The 17,865-nt window shown below is 67.4% G+C and carries 21 protein-coding genes and 1 tRNA gene; 5 read left to right on the forward strand and 17 right to left on the reverse strand.

The window, feature by feature from the left end:
* Positions 1 to 121 precede the first annotated feature (121 nt).
* The 3 genes from ACFY2A_RS27240 to ACFY2A_RS27250 all read right to left on the reverse strand — a co-directional run bounded on the left by ACFY2A_RS27240 (position 122) and on the right by ACFY2A_RS27250 (position 5,831).
* Positions 122 to 2,818: an RICIN domain-containing protein gene (locus ACFY2A_RS27240; protein ID WP_387175725.1), complete on the reverse strand. Its 2,697-nt coding sequence runs from the start codon at positions 2,816 to 2,818 to the stop codon at positions 122 to 124.
* Positions 2,819 to 2,980: 162 nt separating this feature from the next.
* Complete coding sequence (locus ACFY2A_RS27245) at positions 2,981 to 4,462, reverse strand: RICIN domain-containing protein (protein WP_387175727.1); 1,482 nt, start codon at positions 4,460 to 4,462, stop codon at positions 2,981 to 2,983.
* A 4-nt stretch (positions 4,463 to 4,466) separates the two neighbouring features.
* On the reverse strand, positions 4,467 to 5,831 hold the full coding sequence (locus tag ACFY2A_RS27250) for an endo-1,4-beta-xylanase (protein WP_387175729.1): 1,365 nt from the start codon (positions 5,829 to 5,831) through the stop codon (positions 4,467 to 4,469).
* 173 nt (positions 5,832 to 6,004) lie between these two features.
* Between ACFY2A_RS27250 and ACFY2A_RS27255 the strand changes: the two genes are divergently transcribed.
* Positions 6,005 to 6,139, forward strand: coding sequence for a hypothetical protein (locus ACFY2A_RS27255; protein WP_387175731.1), 135 nt, complete (start codon positions 6,005 to 6,007; stop codon positions 6,137 to 6,139).
* A 231-nt stretch (positions 6,140 to 6,370) separates the two neighbouring features.
* Here the strand turns inward: ACFY2A_RS27255 and ACFY2A_RS27260 are convergent, their stop codons facing one another.
* Complete coding sequence (locus tag ACFY2A_RS27260) at positions 6,371 to 6,829, reverse strand: hypothetical protein (RefSeq protein WP_387175733.1); 459 nt, start codon at positions 6,827 to 6,829, stop codon at positions 6,371 to 6,373.
* Positions 6,830 to 6,962: 133 nt separating this feature from the next.
* Here ACFY2A_RS27260 and ACFY2A_RS27265 point away from each other — a divergent pair, with 133 nt between their 5' ends.
* Positions 6,963 to 8,201: a PQQ-dependent sugar dehydrogenase gene (locus ACFY2A_RS27265; protein WP_387175735.1), complete on the forward strand. Its 1,239-nt coding sequence runs from the start codon at positions 6,963 to 6,965 to the stop codon at positions 8,199 to 8,201.
* 68 nt (positions 8,202 to 8,269) lie between these two features.
* On the opposite strand, the gene ACFY2A_RS27270 is transcribed toward ACFY2A_RS27265, so the two are convergent.
* The 3 genes from ACFY2A_RS27270 to ACFY2A_RS27280 all read right to left on the reverse strand — a co-directional run bounded on the left by ACFY2A_RS27270 (position 8,270) and on the right by ACFY2A_RS27280 (position 10,279).
* Positions 8,270 to 9,280, reverse strand: a complete 1,011-nt coding sequence (locus tag ACFY2A_RS27270; RefSeq protein WP_387175737.1) for a CU044_5270 family protein — start codon at positions 9,278 to 9,280, stop codon at positions 8,270 to 8,272.
* Positions 9,280 to 9,834 (reverse strand): RNA polymerase sigma factor, encoded by a 555-nt coding sequence (locus ACFY2A_RS27275; RefSeq protein WP_387175739.1) that lies wholly within the window; start codon positions 9,832 to 9,834, stop codon positions 9,280 to 9,282. The genes ACFY2A_RS27270 and ACFY2A_RS27275 overlap by 1 nt, the downstream gene beginning before the upstream one ends.
* A 277-nt stretch (positions 9,835 to 10,111) precedes the next feature.
* Complete coding sequence (locus ACFY2A_RS27280; protein WP_387175741.1) at positions 10,112 to 10,279, reverse strand: hypothetical protein; 168 nt, start codon at positions 10,277 to 10,279, stop codon at positions 10,112 to 10,114.
* Positions 10,280 to 10,317: 38 nt separating this feature from the next.
* Between ACFY2A_RS27280 and ACFY2A_RS27285 the strand changes: the two genes are divergently transcribed.
* Complete coding sequence (locus ACFY2A_RS27285) at positions 10,318 to 10,560, forward strand: hypothetical protein (protein WP_387175743.1); 243 nt, start codon at positions 10,318 to 10,320, stop codon at positions 10,558 to 10,560.
* A 224-nt stretch (positions 10,561 to 10,784) separates the two neighbouring features.
* On the opposite strand, the gene ACFY2A_RS27290 is transcribed toward ACFY2A_RS27285, so the two are convergent.
* A complete protein-coding gene (locus ACFY2A_RS27290) occupies positions 10,785 to 10,991 on the reverse strand; it encodes a hypothetical protein (RefSeq protein ID WP_387175745.1) in 207 nt (68 codons plus the stop codon).
* A gap of 355 nt (positions 10,992 to 11,346) precedes the next feature.
* Here ACFY2A_RS27290 and ACFY2A_RS27295 point away from each other — a divergent pair, with 355 nt between their 5' ends.
* Positions 11,347 to 11,799 (forward strand): NUDIX domain-containing protein, encoded by a 453-nt coding sequence (locus ACFY2A_RS27295; protein ID WP_387175747.1) that lies wholly within the window; start codon positions 11,347 to 11,349, stop codon positions 11,797 to 11,799.
* 118 nt (positions 11,800 to 11,917) lie between these two features.
* Here the strand turns inward: ACFY2A_RS27295 and ACFY2A_RS27300 are convergent, their stop codons facing one another.
* From ACFY2A_RS27300 to amcA (ACFY2A_RS27320), 5 genes are all read right to left on the reverse strand, one after another.
* Positions 11,918 to 12,586, reverse strand: a complete 669-nt coding sequence (locus ACFY2A_RS27300) for a pentapeptide repeat-containing protein (protein ID WP_387175749.1) — start codon at positions 12,584 to 12,586, stop codon at positions 11,918 to 11,920.
* A 70-nt stretch (positions 12,587 to 12,656) separates the two neighbouring features.
* Complete coding sequence (gene amcA / locus ACFY2A_RS27305; RefSeq protein ID WP_363916693.1) at positions 12,657 to 12,842, reverse strand: multiple cyclophane-containing RiPP AmcA; 186 nt, start codon at positions 12,840 to 12,842, stop codon at positions 12,657 to 12,659.
* A complete protein-coding gene (gene amcB / locus ACFY2A_RS27310) occupies positions 12,839 to 13,975 on the reverse strand; it encodes a cyclophane-forming radical SAM peptide maturase AmcB (RefSeq protein ID WP_387175752.1) in 1,137 nt (378 codons plus the stop codon). The genes amcA (ACFY2A_RS27305) and amcB overlap by 4 nt, the downstream gene beginning before the upstream one ends.
* Positions 13,972 to 14,319, reverse strand: coding sequence for a hypothetical protein (locus ACFY2A_RS27315; RefSeq protein WP_387175754.1), 348 nt, complete (start codon positions 14,317 to 14,319; stop codon positions 13,972 to 13,974). The genes amcB and ACFY2A_RS27315 overlap by 4 nt, the downstream gene beginning before the upstream one ends.
* Positions 14,316 to 14,483, reverse strand: coding sequence for a multiple cyclophane-containing RiPP AmcA (gene amcA / locus ACFY2A_RS27320; protein ID WP_387175756.1), 168 nt, complete (start codon positions 14,481 to 14,483; stop codon positions 14,316 to 14,318). The genes ACFY2A_RS27315 and amcA (ACFY2A_RS27320) overlap by 4 nt, the downstream gene beginning before the upstream one ends.
* A 370-nt stretch (positions 14,484 to 14,853) precedes the next feature.
* Here amcA (ACFY2A_RS27320) and ACFY2A_RS27325 point away from each other — a divergent pair, with 370 nt between their 5' ends.
* Entirely contained in the window at positions 14,854 to 16,080 is a 1,227-nt protein-coding gene (locus ACFY2A_RS27325) for a helix-turn-helix domain-containing protein (protein ID WP_387175758.1), read from the forward strand.
* A gap of 6 nt (positions 16,081 to 16,086) precedes the next feature.
* On the opposite strand, the gene ACFY2A_RS27330 is transcribed toward ACFY2A_RS27325, so the two are convergent.
* The 4 genes from ACFY2A_RS27330 to ACFY2A_RS27345 all read right to left on the reverse strand — a co-directional run bounded on the left by ACFY2A_RS27330 (position 16,087) and on the right by ACFY2A_RS27345 (position 17,784).
* A complete protein-coding gene (locus ACFY2A_RS27330) occupies positions 16,087 to 16,767 on the reverse strand; it encodes a YdcF family protein (RefSeq protein WP_387175833.1) in 681 nt (226 codons plus the stop codon).
* A gap of 16 nt (positions 16,768 to 16,783) precedes the next feature.
* Complete coding sequence (locus ACFY2A_RS27335; RefSeq protein ID WP_387175761.1) at positions 16,784 to 16,990, reverse strand: hypothetical protein; 207 nt, start codon at positions 16,988 to 16,990, stop codon at positions 16,784 to 16,786.
* A 71-nt stretch (positions 16,991 to 17,061) separates the two neighbouring features.
* A complete protein-coding gene (locus ACFY2A_RS27340) occupies positions 17,062 to 17,502 on the reverse strand; it encodes an NUDIX domain-containing protein (protein ID WP_387175763.1) in 441 nt (146 codons plus the stop codon).
* A gap of 206 nt (positions 17,503 to 17,708) precedes the next feature.
* Positions 17,709 to 17,784, reverse strand: a tRNA-Lys gene (locus ACFY2A_RS27345).
* Positions 17,785 to 17,865 lie beyond the last annotated feature (81 nt).

Consider the following 17,865-nt stretch of genomic DNA (forward strand, 5'->3'; position numbering starts at 1 on the left):
ACCCGGGGGGGCCCCCCCCCCCCGCGCCCCCGGGGGGGGGGGGGGGGGGGGCGCGGCGGGGGGGGGGGCCCCCGGGGGGGGGGCCCGCCCCCGCGGGGCCCGCCCCCCCGGGATGCGGCTCTCAGCTGCGCCGACTCCATTGCTGGTTCGCGCCGCCGTTGCAGGACCAAAGAATGATCTTCGTTCCGTTGGCGGTGGCGGCGCCGTTGGCATCGAGACACAGTCCGGACTGGACATTGGTGATGGTGCCGTTGGCGTTGACGTTCCACTGCTGGTTGAGACCGCCGTGACAGTCCCAGATGATGACCGTGGTGCCGTTCGTGGTGCCGGCACCATTCGCGTCCAGGCACTTGTTGCCGTACACGGTGAACTGCTTGCTCGCGGTGTAGGTCCACCGCTGGTGCGAGCCGCCGGAGCAGTCCCACAGATGCACCTGAGTGCCGTTGGTGGTGGTGGCGCCGGGGACCTCGATGCAACGGCCGGACTGGCCGCCGACGAGCTGCGTGTCCGACGTACCACCGGTGCCCTGCCGCCGGACGATCGAGGTCGACTGAGCCGATCGGTTGCCTTGCGCGTCGACGACGTAGAGGCGGTAGTCACCCGACGACGTCGGCACCGCGATGGACGTGGCGTTGCCGTCCGCCCTGGTCATCGTCGGCCCGGCGGTGAAGGTGGTGGTGCCGGAGGGAGCCAGCCACAGCGATCTGGTCGGGTCGCCGCCGTTGCGGATCGGGATCGAGGACGTGCCGCTGCCGACGAACGTGCTGGCCGGTAGGACGTAGTCCTGAATGGGCAGGTTGCGCGGCTGGGTGATGTCCCGGAACGAGGCTTCGAGCCCGGAGTTGACCGCGATTCCATAGGCCGCCGCCGGCCAGACGTAGTCGGAGGAGACGAGGATGTCGTGGATGGTGCTGTTGGGCAGGTTCTTGTTGGAGACCTTGTTGATCGGGCCGTACGTCTGGGTGATGCTCAGATCGTGCTTGCGGCCGAAGTCGTCTGAGTTGATCATCCAGGTGATGTTCTTGTCCACGCTCAGGACGTTGTCCCGGAAGGTGATGAACGCCGAGCCCTCGTCCGGGTGGAGTCCGTACTTGTGGCCAGCCGGAACGCCCTGGAAGTAGTTGTCGTGGATGACGGTCCCCGGCTGGCTGCCCAGCGTGTAGATGGGTGCCGTGTCGCTGAGTCGCTGCACCGTGTCGATGATGTGGTTGTGGCTGATGGTGTTGTTCTTCGCCGTGGTGGTGGGCCGGTTGGGCGCGATCGATCCTGAGGAGCCGTCGAAGTTCCACCACCCCCAGCCCATCGTGATACCCGCCCACGGGGCCTTCTCGATGCGGTTGTGCTGCACCGTCAAGGTGTCGGCGAAGTACGCCGCGACCGCGCCGTGCCCGTTGAACAGCACCGAGCTGTCGTGGATGTAGTTGTTCCGGATCTCGATGTTCTTCGGAAGTCCCTCGACCTGGGGCGGGTACTTCTCGCGGTTGCTCGACGTGTGGTCGCCGACGTAGACGTGCTGCGGGTGACCCACGCTTATCGCCGACCCGGCGATGTCGTTTGTGTAGTTGCCGACCAACTGCGTGTTCGTCACATCGTTGATCATGTTGATGCCGTCGGCACCGGTGTGCGCGATCCGGTTCCGCTCCAACCGGATTCCGCTGGCGTTCTGCATGTGGATGATGCCGGGCGTGACGTCGACGTTGCGGTAGTAGTAGACGTGGAAATTGCCGCGAGCGTACGCCTGCGCGCCCAGATTGCCCTGCTGGGCCTGCTTGAACACCGAGCCGGCGACGTTGAACAGGTTCCAGTCGGAGTGCCGCACGGTGAGGCCGGAGAACGTGATGTTGCGCGCGTGGTTGCTTGTCGAGGTACCCGCGACCCGCAGCACGGTGGTCACGTTGTTGGGCGCGAAGACCGACGCGGTGGACATGTTGTCGGCGCCAGCCTTGTAGTAGTACAGCGTCCGGCTGGACTTGTCGAAGTAGAACTCGCCCGGCGTGTCCAGGAACTCGTAGGCGTTCATGACCTTGTGTGCACCGTTGATCTGGGCGTTGCCGTTGAACGCCCCCTGCGCGATGGCGGCACCCGGCTGCTGGAACAGCGCGATACGACTCTGACCGTCACCACTCGTCGTCACCTGCCGAACTCCGACGATGGCCGTGGTCCAGGTGGTGGCCGTTTCGATCTCGATGTCTTCCTGATTCCGGGAGATCGCCGGGAAATCGGCCGGGTTGTATCTCGCGCCTTCACACTGCGAGCCTGATTCCCACGCCCAGTCGGCCTGCCCCGCGGTGATGGTGTACGTGCCGTGGCAGCCCCCGGATGTGATCGTCTTGGCCGCCATGTGAGCCCGCTGGCCGTTGACGTAGAGCGCCCGCAGCTTGTTGGCCCGGTCGAGCGGCGCCTTCCAGATGTTCCCGCTGTGTTGGGTCCAGCCGGTCACCTGCACGCCTGCCTCAAGCACCGGCGCCTCGTCGGGATACGCGGCGTAAATCACCCGGTGGCCGTTGGTGCCGGAGTCGCTCGCCCCGAACTCGATCGTGCTGCTCACCGGGTAGCTGCCACCGCGAAGGTAGACCTGGATGTCACCGGTCATCGTCGCGGTCTTCGTACGGACCACGTCCCGGGCCCGCTGCAGGGTTCGAAACGGTGCGGCGATCGTGCCGGGGTTGGCGTCGTTTCCCCCAGGTGCCACATAGAGCGTCTCCTGGACCGCGGCCGAAGCCGGATCCTGGTCTGCGACCACGGCTGGCACCGCGGCGGAGACGAACACCGCTAGCGCAAGTAATGGACCTCTTCCGGTACGGACAAAGGATCTCATCTCCACTCCCTCCGCTCCCGTCGACGAGACGTGCCTCGCCGAGGCGTTACGCCCCGGCCAGCGACAGTCGGGCCGCCACCCGGAAGCCTTTGACACACCGCGCCGCCGAATGGGCACGGACAGCACGGACCCGCCCTGACGAGCGCGGGTGGGTGAGCCGAGTCAGGCGTTCTCCACCTGCCACTTCTGGTTGTTGCCGCCCCAGCAGGACCAGAGCTGGACCTTGGACGTGGTGGTGTTCACGTCCAGGCAGAGGCCGGACTGCGCGCCGCGGATCGTGCCGTCGCCGCCGATCGTCCACCGCTGGTTGTCGCCGCCGTTGCACGCGTACGTGCCGACGACCGTGCCGTTCGTCGTCCCCCGGTTGTACGCGTCGAGACACCGCTGGCCGGCGAGTGCGCTGATCTGCCCACCGGCCGTCACGGTCCACCGCTGGGCGGCGGTGTCGTTGCAGGCGTACACCTGGACCTGGACGTTTGCGGTGGTGGCGCCGGGGATGTCCAGGCACTGCCCGGTGCCGACGTTCCGGAGCCGGCTCGCCTGGTCCGGAGTGCCGCCGCCGGTCAGTCCCCACCCGTACCGGAGGCGGTCGAGACCGCTGGCGTTGGGGGTGCTCAGGGTGAGGTTGGTGCCGGTGCCGTGCAGTTTCTGCATTGCGTACCAGTCGTCGCCCTGGCCGGCGGTGACCTTGCCGCCCAGGGCCGGCCAGTAGATCGAGCCGATGCGCAGTTCCCGCAGCACTTCGGTGGTGGCGCGGAAGTAGCGCACGAAGTTGTCGGTGCTGGTGGCGTCGTGGTAGTTGAGCCCGGTGTCCATCGGCGCACCGAACTCGTCCATCACGGTACGGGCGGCGCAGGAGCCGATCGCGTCCCGCAGGAACGTCACCCACTGGTCGTAGGTCTTCGCGCCGCTGAAGAAGGTGTAGTGGTGCAGCGACACGATCGTCCCGTCGAGCCGACGGTCGGCGCACATCGACTTGATGTCGGTGTTCAGGCCGGCACCACTGACGAAGACCCGGTGGCGCGGGATCGACGGACGGGCGGTGAGCCAGTTGTTCACCACGTTGGCCCAGTCTGCCGCGCTGTGCCCGCCGGGCTCGTTCATCGGCTCGAAGTACACCAGGTCGTTGCTGCCGTACCTGGCGACCACGGTGTTCCACATGTTGTTGAAGGCGGTGGTGTTGACGATCCGACCGCCGCTGGCGGCCACGCCGTCGTCCCAGTAGGAGAGGACGACCTTGAGGCCCTTCGCGGTGGCGGCGTCGATCGCGCCGGTGTACGCATTCCACCAGTTCGTACCGACGGTGTAGGTGTTGATCGGCAACCGTACGGTGTTGGCGTCCAGGTTGTTCTGGAAGCCGGTGTAGATCGCGTTGGCCTTGGCCACCACCGTCGCGTAGTTGTCGGAGCTGCTCAGACCGTGCAGGACCAGCGGTCCGCCGTGGAAGTTGTCTCCCAACCTCGCCCAGTTGACACCGCGGAACTGGCTGGTGTCGGCGGCGGCCGGTGAGGCATTACCGAGCACGACAGTCGGCACCGCCAGGAGAGCGGCCAGGGCGCAGGTGAATATCCGGCTCAGGTGGCGACGTGAGCGGGACAGGTCCATAGTCGTTCCCTTCTGTGCGGTGCCGACTGTCGCGCTCATCAGCTCAGGCCCGGGTCCAGCGTTGGTTGGCGCCGCCGTGGCAGCCCCACACGATCACCGCGGAGCCATTGGCGGTGGCGGCGCCGTTGACGTCCAGGCACAACCCGGTCTGCGCGTTGCTGATCGTGGCGTTGCTGTTGATCACCCACTGCTGGTTCGCCCCACCGTGGCAGTCGTAGATCTGCACCCGGGTGCCGGCGGCGGCGTTGTTCGGCACGTCCAGGCACTTGCCCATCACCTGCAACGCCCGCCCGTTCTGGGTGAACTGCTGGTTGGCGTTGTTGTGGCAGTCCCAGATGATCATCTGTGCGCCGTTTGCCGAACTCGCCCCGTTGACGTCCAGGCACCGTCCGGATGCGTCGTTGCGGAACCTGTTGCCGGTCGGGTTCGGGGTGCTGCCGCCGTTGAGGGCGTCGAGGACCGCCGTGTACGCGGGCTTCTTGTTGCCGGCGCAGTCGAAGAGCAGGGCGTTGTCGCCGCCGCGCCAGGAGTCACAGTCCCGTACGCCCCACACGGTGATGCCGGTGCAGCGCGAGATCGCCAGGCAGGCGCGGGTGACCGTGGCGTAGATGTTGGCCTGGTTGCCGCCCTGGGTGACGTCCAGTTCGGTGATCTCCACGTCTACGCCGAGGTCGGCGAAGCGTTGCAGGTTGGCCTGGTAGTCACCGGCGATCGTGGTGCCCAGGTGGGACTGGAAGCCGACGCAGTCGATCGGGACGCCGCGTTGCTTGAAGTCGCGCACCATGTTGTAGATGCCTGTCGACTTCGCGTTGATGCCGTCGGTGTTGTAGTCGTTGTAGCAGAGCTTGGCGCCCGGGTCGGCCGCGCGGGCGGCGCGGAACGCGGCCTCGATCCAGTCGTTGCCGGTGCGTTGCAGGTTCGAGTCCCGCCGCGCGCCACTGCCACCGTCGGCGAACGCCTCGTTCACCACGTCCCAGGAGTAGATCTGCCCTCGGAAGTGGCTGGCCACCTGAGTGACGTGGTTGATCGCGGCGTTGCGCAGGTCACCGCCGGACAGACCCTGCGCCCAACCGGGCTGCTGGGCGTGCCACAGCAGGGTGTGCCCGCGCACCTTCATTCCCTGCGAGCGGGCGTGGTTGACGATGCGGTCGCCAGCGCTGTAGTTGAACACGCCCCGCTGCGGCTCGGTCGCGTCCCACTTCATCTCGTTCTCGGCGACCAGGCTGTTGAACTCGCGGTTCAGCACCGTCATGTACGTGTTGTCGTTGAACTTGTACGTACCGACGGCTGCGCCGAAGTAGCGGCCCTTCTCCGCCGCCGCGGTGCCCAACGTGGTGCCCGCGCTGGCGGGACCGGCGGGCACCAGCGCCATACCGGCCACCAGCAACCCGACCGCCAGCGCACGCATCGTCGCCGTGGTGGACCACCTTCGTCGCGGAGAACCGCTCGGATGTACGAGATTCTTCATGTGTCTCAGCACCTTCCAGAGTCGCGTCACTTCGACGGGTTAGCGCTAACATCGCCCGGCGACTCATGTGCTCAAGGGGCAGACCACAAGAGACGACACAACGCTACGCATCGATGGCAGTGAGATTGCCACAAAGTTACGGGGCACTCAAGAAGTTGAGCCCATCGATCCGGGAGCGACCCGCGTTTACCAAGGTGGCCGCGCTGGACAAGTGGATCAACAGCAGCGCCGTCGATCTGGAGAACTGATGGACTGAAGATCCACGACAGCGGACCACATCGATTGCGTCCTCGACCTCCATACGCAATGTGCACGCAAACATCGCGCCGCCGTGAGCCCGCTCTGAGCCGCGCCGCGGAAGACCTCGGCACTCACCGCCCGTCCGCCCCTTCCGCCACGCGCAGCGGCGAGCCCCAGCACGAGGGGTACGAAATTCGGTCGCTCGCGAGCCGGTTGAACGCTGCCCTCCGGCCCGGGCCTCAACTCGACGGCGACGCAGAGCCCGCGGAGCTGACGTCGCGCGGCGGGACGGGTGCCGCCGGGGCGGTGCCGCCGGGTGCGTCGGGTGCTGATCCGTCCGGTGGGCCGGTCAGGCCCAGGTCGGCCGGGTAGCGGTCGAACCGGCGTAGGCCCAGCTTGCGCACCGCCGTCGACCACGGCGTCTCGGTGGCGAGCACGGCGAGATGCTCGAAGTTCGCCAGGTACGACTCACCGCGCGCCGCCCGCTCGGCGAGGATGTACGGCTCCAGCACGCTCCACGCCTCCCGGGCGCGGAACCCACCTGTGCCGATCAACAGCGCCGGGTCGACGACGTTGAAGGCCAACATCTGACCCAGGCCGTTGTAGTACAACGCGATCCGGTTCACATGCTTACGGGCGTCGGGCGGCAGATCGCTGACCGCGGCCACGACCGCGTTTGTCACGATCGCAACATCCATGGCGGTCATCGTACGAAGACCACTCCACCGGCCGTCGATTCCACGTCTCACCTAATGCATTGATAAGAGTTGATGTAGTGTTGGCACGCTCCCAGCCTGCGCACTCCCACCACCTGCTTAAGGAGCTGAGAACATGTCGCGACCGCGTTGGCGCCCAGTACCCGTACTGGCCGGCCTGCTCGCCCTGGTCCTGTCCGCGCTCCTGTCGGCGTCGGCCGCCGGCACCGCCACGGCCGGCGCACCCCGCCCCGGCAAAGTGCCCCTCACCGAACTTACCGTGGTAGCCGAACAGGTGGCTTTCGGGCTTCAGCGCCCGATCGCGCTGACCGGGCTGCCGGACGGCCGGATGCTGATCGCGGAGAAGAACGGCACCGTCCGCTCCTACCACCCCGACACCGGCCTGGCCGCCGAGCCGGTGCTCGACCTGACCGCCCTGGTCGACACGTCGGGCAACGAGCGCGGCCTCCTCGGCATCACCCCCGCGCCGAACTTCACGCGGAGCGGGATGCTCTACGTGGCCTACACCAGCCTCCCGGACGGCACCCTGACCCTGGCACGACTGCCGATCACCGCTCCTGAGCGGCTACAGGTGCTGCTCACCCAGGAGCACGCCGAGTACAACAACCACAACGGTGGACAGGTGGCGTTCGGCCGCGACGGCTACCTCTACTGGTCCCTCGGCGACGGCGGCCACGCGAACGACCCGTACAAGGCGGGCCAGGACCTCGGCACCCTGCTCGGCAAGATCGTGCGGATCGACGTCAACCGCAGCTGCGGGGCGAAGCCCTACTGCGTACCCCCCGACAACCCCTTCGTCCGCAACCGCGACGCGCGCCCCGAGATCTGGCTCTACGGGCTGCGCAACCCGTGGCGGTTCTCCGTCGACAAGGTCGACAACTCACTCTGGATCGGTGACGTCGGCCAGGGCCTGGTCGAGGAGATCAACCACATCCGCCCGTGGCAGGGCGGGGCGAACCTCGGCTGGTCCTGCCGCGAGGGCACCCCGGTGTTCGACCCGGAGCAGTGCCGGCCGGGCGTGAAGTACACCGACCCGGTCTTCGAGTACGAGCACTACATGACGGAGAGCTGCTCGGTGACCGGCGGCGTGGTGTACCGAGGATCCGCCACCCCGGAAGCCTGGGGCACCTACGTCGCGAGCGACTACTGCTCGACCACCGCCTTCGCCGTACGCCCCAAGCCCTGGGGTGGCTACGAGTCCGCCATCATCGGCAACTTCCCCATCCAGCCGACCGCCATCGACGCCGATGTGCACGGCGAACTGTACGTACTCAGTGACCTGCCGGGCTGGCTGAGCCGGGTACGGTTCGAGCGCGTCCAGCCGGCACCGAGCGGCGAGCCGGCGAACGGCTGATCCCCAGCTCTGGCAGCCGAGATTGCGGCGGGGCCGCTCCCGGAAGGAGCGGCCCCGCAGTTCGGCGTTCAACCTATTCGATCGGTCCAGGCGGCATCGAGGATCACCTTGTACGCGCTGATCCGCACGGGCGACAGCGTCAGTCGCTCGTGGGCGAGCAGCTCACCTGTCTTCGGATGGAAGATCAGGAGAGACTGCGCGTCGTGTTCGCGGTCGTCGAAGGTGATGGCGACTCCGGCCCGACCGGCGCGATCCGTCACCTGCCCCCGCCAGCGGAAGCCGGGCACGTCGGCGAGGACCCGCAGAATCTCCGCTCGGGCCGCACGCGGTACGACGAACCGCGCGTAGAGAGTGCTGACCTCCTTACTCGCGGCGCCCGGCCCGTACTCGACCTTGAGCAGTTCGCGCAGCTGCGACGGGTCGGCCGACGGTGGCGTCAGCTCCATGGGCGGCAGCGGGATCATGGCCGGAGCCGCCGTGGCGTCAACTGTGGGTAGCGAGGCCAGGTTGCGTTGCCAGTAGTCGCGGGACTCCTGATCGGGGTACTGCGGCTCCAACTGTTTGTTGATCTGGCTGCCGGTCCCGTCGGCGGCCTGCCAGACCCTTGTTTCGCCAGCGAGGGCGACGTGGTGACGGCGGTCGGCGGAGGTCATCACCGGATCGCCCCACACCTTCGTGTGGTGGTACATGTAGCGCCCATCGAGATGCTCGTACTCCGCGTCCTTGATCGTGGCCGCCAGCGCGCGCAGTTGCGGGCCAGCCTCCGGCGGGTCCGTGTCGAACTGGTACGAGACCGGCACGAGCACCGATCCCGCTGCAATCCCGGGCCCGCCCGGAACGTCCGGTGCGGGCCTGTCGAACGGCTGGAGAACGGCCACGGCACCGGCCGCGACCGCCAGCGTCCCCGCCGTCAGAACCAGCCGGCGGGTCGGGCGTACGCGACGACGCCCGGCGTCCATCTCGGTGGTGCCGGCGCGGTTGACCAGTTCTTGCGCCGAGACCGGTGGCGGCGCGACGGCGGCGGTCCGGGCCGGGTCCACCGGGCCGAGGAGGGTACGGGTGCGCTCTGCTCCGAACATCACAGTTCCTCTCGCGTGGTCGCCAGCACGGGGCGGTGCCGAGACTGAGCGGGCCGGTCCGACATCGCTTCGGCGAGGCGGCGGCGGGCGCGATGCAGGCGCACCGCCGCGGTCGCCCGAGTGCAGCCGAGAACCTGCGCCGCCTCGGACACCGTCAAATCCTCCCAGCCGATCAGCCGGAGAATTTCCTGATCGAGTTCGCTGAGATTGGTCAGCGCGGCCCGGACGTCGGCGACCCCGACGGTGATATCGGCACCCGACGAGCTGGCGACCCGCGCCAGGTCGGCACCAGTGATGGGCAGCACATCGGGGGCGCCGCGCCGCGACCGCCAGTGGTTCGCCAGGAGCCGCCGGGCCACCCCGTACAGCCAGGGCAGGCTGCGGTCCGGCACCTCCTCACGACGACGCCAGGCGACGACGAAGACCTCCTGCGCGAGCTCCGCCGACGTGTCGGAGTCCGGGAGCCGGCGCAGGCCATACCTCACGACGTTCGCGTACTCGGCGACGTAGAGGCCGGTGAACCAGCCCTCGTCCCTTTTCTTCGGTGGACCCACCCGAACCCCCATTGCCTCGGCAACTCTCACCCTGGCTTGTGTCGCGATGGGTCCAACGATTACCGGTGAGCTTCTTTCCAGCCGTACTGAGGCATCCCGGTAGGGCCGGTCGGATAGCCGAAACCCAGATCGGTCCTGAGCCTCCTACGCCGCCGACGCGACGCGGGAATCGCCGTCTCGCCCCTGGGATGTAGCGAGGTCGGCGAGTAAGGTCCGGGTGCTGTCTGGCTCTGCCGCTTGTGCCAAGCCGATGTATCCCGCAGTCCAGTCACCTGGACTACCCGGGCCAGTTGGCCAGGTAGTCGTCAAACGGAACGTCGTCAGGCCGCCGGCCGCCGATCTCGACGTACCGGTCGATGTCCCGGTCGTACGGTGGGCCGACGACGATCGGCAGCTCGTGCGTGGCGTGACGGGCCAGAAACCGCCACGCCGCCCGGTTGAGCACCGGCTGCCGAGAGTTGGCGGAGCCTCCGGACCACCACCGTGGAGAAACAACACCCGACCGTCGACGCCGCGCACCGCCTGCCCCAGGCAGAGCCGTTCCCGACAACGGAAACAGGCCAGGTAGCCGACCTTCGACACATCCCACCCATTACTCGGGTAGTCGGCGAAGTCATCCTCTGGCCAGCCGGCAAGGTAGTCACCGAACTCGATGTCGCCAGGCTCGTCGCCGCCGATTTGGCTGGCGGCCCGGGCGGCTCCCACATCTCGTCGTACTCCAACTGAGAGTCGTAGATCACCTGCAACTGGTGACCGACGTGTTCAGCGAAGATCTTCCACAACGCCCCCGACATCTCCCGCGACTGACTGTGGTTGGGCGCATTCGGGTGCGCGTAGGCGAAGTAGATGATGTCGTCCCACGAGTTACGCACCGGCTTGCCGAGAAAGAGGCGGACTCGTCGGCAGAGGCAGAACAGGCTGGCGTCTATCCCCACAGGTCGTCCCCCCGTTCAGCCCGGCACGCCCATGCCACGCGCGCCCGGCATCCACAAGCCCAGCGGCCTTCCGTCCGGAGACCGAAACGCCACCCACATGTTCTGGTAGGCGGCCAGCCGCGCATCGGAGCGGTTGCCCCAGAAGCTTTTCATCATGCCCTCCACCGCCGCCGCGTCGACACCGGGCGCTACTTGAACCAGCAGCTCTCCGTCGTATTGCATGTTGGGCGTCGTATTGCATGTTGGGCGCCGCATCGCTGAGCCGGCCCGGAAACTGATTCAATTTGCCGGCGAACGTCTTGACCTGGCGTCCCAGCACCAGCTTGCCCGACGCGTCGTAGAACAACACGTCGTATCCCTGGACGTTGTCCCCGGCCACCTTCGGCGTCGTCCCGGCCGGGCCGTAGAGGGCAAGCGCGGCGTTCTTTCGCGTCAGTGCCGGGCCGGCCTGCTTGGAGTGCTCGACAACCAGGGTCACCGGACCCGCTCGATCCAGGCGAAACACGCGAGGCGGGCCCGTAGGGTCGGTCGCGTGGCCGAGACACAGACCGAACCTGATCTCTCCTACATTGCCAACGTGACGCGCGTCCGCGCAGCCGCCGGCATCATCCTGCGCGACGACGCCGGACGGGTGTTGGTGGTCCACCCCACCTACAAGGACGTGTGGGAGATCCCCGGCGGAACCGTGGAACCAGACGAGTCCCCGGCGGACGCATGTGTCCGCGAGGTCAGAGAGGAACTGGGCCTGCCGGTGTCCGCAGGAGCGCTGCTGTGCGTCGACTGGGTGCCGGCCAGCCCACCGTGGGACGGCGGACTCATGTTCGTCTTCGACGGCGGGGTCCTCACGCCGGACCAGATCGCGACGATCCGCCTGTGCCCCGACGAGCTGGACCGGTACGACTTCGTCGACCCGGAACGCCTCGATGAGGTATTGATTCCTAGGTTGGCTCGGCGGGTAGCCGCAGCGGTTACCGCCATCGGACATGGCGGCGTCTACCTCGAGGACGGACGTGCGACCGCAAGCAGGTAATCGGCCGCGCTGAACCAGAAGGTGCGCAGGTCAGGTCAGGCGACGCGGAGTTTGAGGTGGACACCCAGGCAAGGACGGCCTCGACCTATGTTCAGGCGATCATCTGCCTCGGCCTCGGTCAGCCCTCGGCGCGGACGACGATACTCAGCGCGTCGACGGCTAAGCGGGTGAGGTCAGGAAGCTGGTCTTCACCGAGAACGACGCCGTGAACGTTGTCCAACGGTGTCCTGAAGTGATGCAACCGGCTGCCCCGCAGATCGGCACCGTCGAGGCGGCAGGATTCCAACTCCAGGTCGCTCAGATCGCAGGAACGCAGAGCAACGCCGGACAGGCGGCAGGACGACCAACTGCCATGGCTGAGGGTGCAGTTGATGAAGGCCACCGAACCTGCCACGCTGACCCGATTCAGGGTGGCGTAGTCGAACCGGCAACTGTCGAACAGGACGTCTTTGAGGCGGACGTCGGTGAACCGGGTGCCGGTGAACCGGGATCCGGTGACCGAGCATCGCTCGATGCTGATACCGCTGAGGGTCGCGCCGGACAAGTCCGTGCCGACGATCTCGCACCCATAGAGAGCCCCCGCTTCCCAGCTGACCTCACCGAGGTCCGCGCCGGTGATCCGGCAGCCTCGGACGCTCTGCTCCGCAAGCTGCTCACCACGCCAGGAGACCCCATCGACGAGGCCGTCGCGGACGTCATCGTCGGACAGATCGCTGACCTGGTCGAGGTCCTCCGGATCGAGGTCGGGCAGGAGAAGGGTCACGTCGCCCACGGTGGTCGTCCGCATGTCTCCTCAACCTGTTCGGGCGCAGGGTGGGCACGCCACCCCACGTCGAATCGCACCGCCGGTCGGCGGGCTACGACTTCTTCTTGTTCCAGTTGTCCCAGGCGGGGCGGCTGTCGAACTTCCCCTTGTTGTCCCAGGTGGGACGGTTGTCGAACTTCGCCGCGTCGATCGACGCTACCGCGCGGGTCGGGTCGACGCCGAGCAGGGCGAGACGGTCCGGCGGGGCGTCGAGAAGCGCGGTGAGGGCGTGGGTCATGAGGGTCCTCCTTGAGGGGTGAGGTGATTCGCAGCAGCGCGGATCAGGGCTTGCCGGGTCGTGCGGCAGTAGGCGGTCTCCCGCGGGGTGAAGGTGCCGTGTTCGAAGTAGCGATTGCCGGCCTGCGCACCCCGGCAGAAGTCGTAGAAGCCGCAGCGGTCGGCGCATTCGTTGAGCGCGGTCACGAACTCGGTGACGTATCGCAGCTCCCTGGCATCGGCGAGCATGTCCCCGATCGGCTCGTGGAGCACGTTTCCTGCGATGAAGTCCGCGTAACGCGGGTCTTTGATGCCGAGCAGTTCCGGTGACAGCAGCACCACCTGGCCGTCGTGGGAGACGGTGGGGATCGGCTCGTACGGGACTTGGTCGACAAGCCCGGCGCGGGTGGTGGCGAGGTAGTCGGCCAGGCGGTCCACGTCGCGGATCCGCAGCAGGCCGCCGGCAAGCCGGTACCGCACGATCTGGTGCCAGAACCGGTAGGCGGCTTCCTCGGAGACTGGCAGGCGGTCGGCCCCTTCCTGCTCCTCGATGTTGAAACCCACCGACTCACAGCCCGGCAGACCGGCGAAGAACTCGACGAGGTCGTCGGGATGGTCGATGGTCTCGGGAGTAACGACGCAGATCACTGAGTACGTCAGGCCGTTGTCGGCGAGCGTCTGAATGCCACGCATCGTCCGGGCGGTCGTTGCCCTGCCGCCCCGGTCGAGCCGGTTGCCGTTCAGCGTGCCCGGACCGTCGATGCTTATCCCGATCTCGAAGTCGTGGGTGGCGAGCAGGTCGCACCACCGCTGGTTGATGAGGGTGCCGTTGGCCTGGATCTCGTGACGCACCCGGCCGTCGCGCCGCAGATCCTCAAACGGAGTAAGCAGCCGCTGAAAAGTCTCGGTGGGTGTAGCAGTCGGCTCGCCGCCGTGCCACACGACGCTGACCGGATGACTGCTGTTCTGCTGGGCGATCGATTCGGCGCAGGCCTGCGCGACGACATCGCTCATCAGTCGGAGGGATCTGCGGTCGGGCAGATAGCAGTAGGTGCAGTCGAGGTTGCAGAAGCTGGTGGGCTGCACGACCAGCGTGTGGAACCTGCTGGCGATCGCCGGCTGACGATTGACGCTGATGAGGCCGATGCCGTTCACGAAGTCTCCTCGTTCCCGATCGCCGTGGCGGTGTTCGCTCGGTAGGCGTGGGTGCGGGCGGGCCACCCGAGGAACCGGTCAAACAGTGAGGCGGTACCACCCGCCTCACTGGAATTGAGCCGGTGCAGGTCATCGATCGCGTCGTGCAGGCAACTGGCCAGGTAGAGAAACAGGCTCACCGGGCTGTCCCGGTACTCGACCGCGAGGGCGAGCTTCGCCGCGCCGCACGGCCACGGCTGACCGCACCGCCGGCAAAGCCACAATGGCTGCAATGGCAGATGTTCCTGCCGGAACACGGCTGCACCATTCGCTCGGGCCCGGCTCTGGCCCCGGTCGCCGGTCATCGGCGGCCGGCTTCCCGGACCTGCCGCTCGAACAGTTGACGCCAGGCGTGGGTGAGCAGCGGCGGATCAGCCGGGCGAGTCGTTTGTGGCGCAGGGCCCTCGGCGATCAACGTCCGTCGCCAGAGGTGGTCGGCTTTCGCATGACGCGAGACGTACACCGTCATGCCAGCACGTCCGTTCGAGATGGTGAGCGGTGGGCTCGCCGGGGGAAGGGCGAGCCCACCGCCGCCGCACGGCGGCCTCGGGCAGACCGCCGATCACTCACCCACGCAGCCCCGATGGCGGTACGCAGGCGAGGAAGACTCCGATACGGTGCGCTCCAGGACAGTCCGAGCCGGCGATTCGAGCCGCACTTGGGTAAGCCGGTCATCGATTCCTCCATCCGCAGCTCTCTGTCAGGCGATCCAGGCCTAGGCATCGACATGCGACGGTGGCCTGGGGTGCACTGAACGTAGGGGCGACCTGTCGAAGGGACCGGGAAAATTCGTACCGGGTCAGGCGGACATCAGCGGGCAGGGTGGTGGTGTGCGAGGAATGACGGACGACATGACCATCGGCCAGCGCGTCGCCTTCTACCGGCGGCGGCGAGGGCTTTCTCAGGAGGTGCTGGCCGGACTGGTCGGCAAGACCCAGGAGTGGCTACGCAAGGTCGAGACGAACCGCGCCGACCTGGACCGCCTCTCGGTCATTCGCGCAATCGCCAAGGCCCTCGATGTCTCTCTTGGGGACCTCATCGGCGCACCGAGTCTGTTCGAGTGGTCCGACGAGTCAGGGCGTGAAACCATTCCCGCGTTGCGCGCCGCGCTCCACGACTACCGGCACCTCGCGCCAGCCCTGTCCAGCCCGGCTGCTGTCGATGCGCCTGCCATGCGTGAGATCGAGAACGATGTGGCCGAGATCTGGACCGCTTACCAGCATTCGCGATACGGCACCCTCGCTCGCCGGCTTCCGTACCTCATCCACGACTGCCTGACGGCCACCGAGGCCTACGACGGAGACGACGGCCAGCGCGCACACGCGATGACCGCCTACGCCCACCAGCTCGCTGCGCTGTTCCTCACCAAGCTCGGCGAAGGTGATCTCGCCTGGACCGCGGCCAGTCGAGGGCTGGCCGCCGCCAACGCCAGCGACGATTACGTCGTCATCGGCTCGCTCAGCCGCTCCGCCGCGCACTCTCTGATTGCGATCGGCGAATACGCGCAGGCCCGAGGCCTCGCCGCCACCGCAGCACAGTTTCTCGAATCACGGCTGACCAAGCCCGCAGCGCAGTTGCTGTCGGTCTACGGCAGCCTGCACCTCGTCTGCGCCCTCGCCGCAGCTCGGGACGACGACCGCGCCTCCGCAGACATCCACATCGCCGAAGCCGACGCCGCAGCGACCCGACTCGGCGCCGACGCCAACCACGTGTGGACCGCCTTCGGCCCCACCAACGTGTCGATCCACAAGACGACCGTGGCGATGGAACTCGGCGACGTCCAACGCGCCATCGCCATAGGTACCCCACTCGATACCGGTGCCCTGCCTATCGAGCGGCAGGTCCGCCACGCCATCGAGACCGCGCGAGCGCTGGCGCGCTGGAACCGCATCGACGACGCCCTCAGCGCGCTCCTGGACGCGGAGGTCATCGGCCCAGACCAGGTGCGCTACCACCGGCTCTCCCGCGACCTCGTCCGGAACATCCTCATCCGCCCCCGGCCGCCCCGTCTGGCCGTCGAACTCAGCGAACGGATGGGCGTCCGGTCGGGTGGACCACGCTGGTAGCCGTCGTCAGACCAGCCGGCTCGTGTAACCGGCCGCCACCAGTCGCTCGAAGGCGGCCCGGACTTCGTCCGGCATCTCCTGTGGGATCGCGAACCCGCGCTCGGCGTACACCTCGATCCGCTGGGTGTCACCGACCAGCATCTCCACCACCCGCCGCGGGTCACCGATGCTGCGCACGTACTCGTCGAGTGCCAACGGGTTCGACGCGCAGACCACGTCGACCTCCGGCCACATCAGCCTGCAGGTGGCGTACGCACGACGCTGCTGGTACGGCCGCGACATGATCAGCACTGACCGCACCGGGACACGTCGTTCGGCCAGGAGCTGCCGCGTGTACTCCAGATTCTGGGCGGTGTTCGTCGCCCGTGGCTCCACGAGAATCGAATCCGCCGGCACGCCCTGCTCCATCGCGTACTCGCGGTAGTGCACGGCCTCGCCGCGAGGGAACCGCTCCACCGTCGTCGGCGCGTTCGCCCCGGTGAACACGATCCAGGGAAACAGCCCCTCGTGAAACAGGCGAGTCGCGATCACCGCGACACCAAGGTCATGGCTGCCCAGCCCGATCCCCACATCACACGGCCGCAGCTCGTGGCCCATGTCGTGGTAACGCCACAGCGTCTCCACATCGATGCGGATCTCGTCGGGGATCGACTCAGCCGGCGCCGCCGGGCGCTGATTCATCAACAGGTACCAGGCAGGACCGTCACCGCAGCCCCTCGTCGGATCGGCCCAGTGCCGCCAGGCCCGCCCTCGCTACCTCCAGCGGCACGACAGCGGCGACCGGTTCATCCTGCTCGCCGAGGTAGACGACCTGCCCCTCACGAACACTCCGCAGCAGCTCAGGCAGCAAAGCCGAGACCGGGAGGTCATCCGGCGTGGCGTAGGTCCGGTCCGCACTGGGTTCCCTCATGCCGCCAGCGTAGGGGTTATGCGGCAGCGGGGCGACGCCGACTCCAAGCAAGGATGCTCTGCCCAAGCTGCCTACACCGAGACCAAAGCCTCCTTGTTGGAGGTGATGAACTCGGTCAGCCCTTCCGGCTTGAGATCCACCGCAGGCAGCTCCTCGATCGTCACTAGGTCGAGCTGGTAGCCACCACGCGATGGATCATCGAACTCCGGCCCGGTTCGAGCATCCTCCCGCAGCTCAAGTAGCCGACAGACGAAGAAGTGCTGGACGGAAACCCCCTCACCAGCGGGTGCGGTGAACAGGAACACCTGGGCGAACCGTTCCGCCTCGGCACCGAGTTCTTCGTGCAACTCGCGGCGAAGCGCAGCCTCCAGGGAGACATCCGTCGGCTCCAGACCGCCGCCCGGCGTCGTCCAGTACGGCGCCTGGCCGGACTTGATCCGCTTGATCAGCACGAGACGGTCGTCCTCGTCCAGCAGGATGGCCCGCACCGACCTACGCACGATCCGACGCACGACCAACCCCTATCCCCACCCGAGGCGATGCACGGGCGGCAGCGAACCCGTGTGATCTTTGAGCCTGACCGCTGGCGTCACACCGCGTCCCACCGACGCCGCCCCGGTCCAACGGCTCCCGAGCACCCGGCGAGCGACCACCCGCCCCGGCGTACGCGAAAAAGGCCCCGACTGGCAGAGTTCTACCAGGTCAGGGCCTTGCTCGATGGTGCGCCGCCAGGGACTCGAACCCCGAACCCGCGGATTAAGAGTCCGCTGCTCTGCCAGTTGAGCTAGCGGCGCTCGCTGACAACGGGGGAAACACTAGCACGCACCCTGAACCGGGTTCCAATCCGATCCCCGGGTCCTCCCTTCGGTCGAGCT

The sequence above is a fragment of the Micromonospora sp. NPDC000442 genome (assembly GCF_042898635.1).
Classification (GTDB): Bacteria; Actinomycetota; Actinomycetes; order Mycobacteriales; family Micromonosporaceae; genus Micromonospora.

What these genes read in the sequence shown, in the direction of transcription:
- ACFY2A_RS27250 (WP_387175729.1), bottom strand. Translation starts at nt 5,831, where the DNA reads ATGCGTGCGCTGGCGGTCGGGTTGCTGGTGGCCGGTATGGCGCTGGTG.
- ACFY2A_RS27270 (WP_387175737.1), bottom strand. Translation starts at nt 9,280, where the DNA reads ATGTTCGGAGCAGAGCGCACCCGTACCCTCCTCGGCCCGGTGGACCCG.
- ACFY2A_RS27315 (WP_387175754.1), bottom strand. Translation starts at nt 14,319, where the DNA reads ATGACCGGCGACCGGGGCCAGAGCCGGGCCCGAGCGAATGGTGCAGCC.
- ACFY2A_RS27335 (WP_387175761.1), bottom strand. Translation starts at nt 16,990, where the DNA reads ATGAGGGAACCCAGTGCGGACCGGACCTACGCCACGCCGGATGACCTC.
- ACFY2A_RS27260 (WP_387175733.1), bottom strand. Translation starts at nt 6,829, where the DNA reads ATGGATGTTGCGATCGTGACAAACGCGGTCGTGGCCGCGGTCAGCGAT.
- amcA (WP_387175756.1), bottom strand. Translation starts at nt 14,483, where the DNA reads ATGACGGTGTACGTCTCGCGTCATGCGAAAGCCGACCACCTCTGGCGA.
- ACFY2A_RS27325 (WP_387175758.1), top strand. Translation starts at nt 14,854, where the DNA reads ATGACGGACGACATGACCATCGGCCAGCGCGTCGCCTTCTACCGGCGG.
- ACFY2A_RS27265 (WP_387175735.1), top strand. Translation starts at nt 6,963, where the DNA reads ATGTCGCGACCGCGTTGGCGCCCAGTACCCGTACTGGCCGGCCTGCTC.
- ACFY2A_RS27300 (WP_387175749.1), bottom strand. Translation starts at nt 12,586, where the DNA reads ATGCGGACGACCACCGTGGGCGACGTGACCCTTCTCCTGCCCGACCTC.
- ACFY2A_RS27240 (WP_387175725.1), bottom strand. Translation starts at nt 2,818, where the DNA reads ATGAGATCCTTTGTCCGTACCGGAAGAGGTCCATTACTTGCGCTAGCG.
- amcA (WP_363916693.1), bottom strand. Translation starts at nt 12,842, where the DNA reads ATGACCCACGCCCTCACCGCGCTTCTCGACGCCCCGCCGGACCGTCTC.
- ACFY2A_RS27290 (WP_387175745.1), bottom strand. Translation starts at nt 10,991, where the DNA reads ATGCAATACGACGGAGAGCTGCTGGTTCAAGTAGCGCCCGGTGTCGAC.
- ACFY2A_RS27255 (WP_387175731.1), top strand. Translation starts at nt 6,005, where the DNA reads ATGGCAGTGAGATTGCCACAAAGTTACGGGGCACTCAAGAAGTTGAGC.
- ACFY2A_RS27245 (WP_387175727.1), bottom strand. Translation starts at nt 4,462, where the DNA reads ATGAGCGCGACAGTCGGCACCGCACAGAAGGGAACGACTATGGACCTG.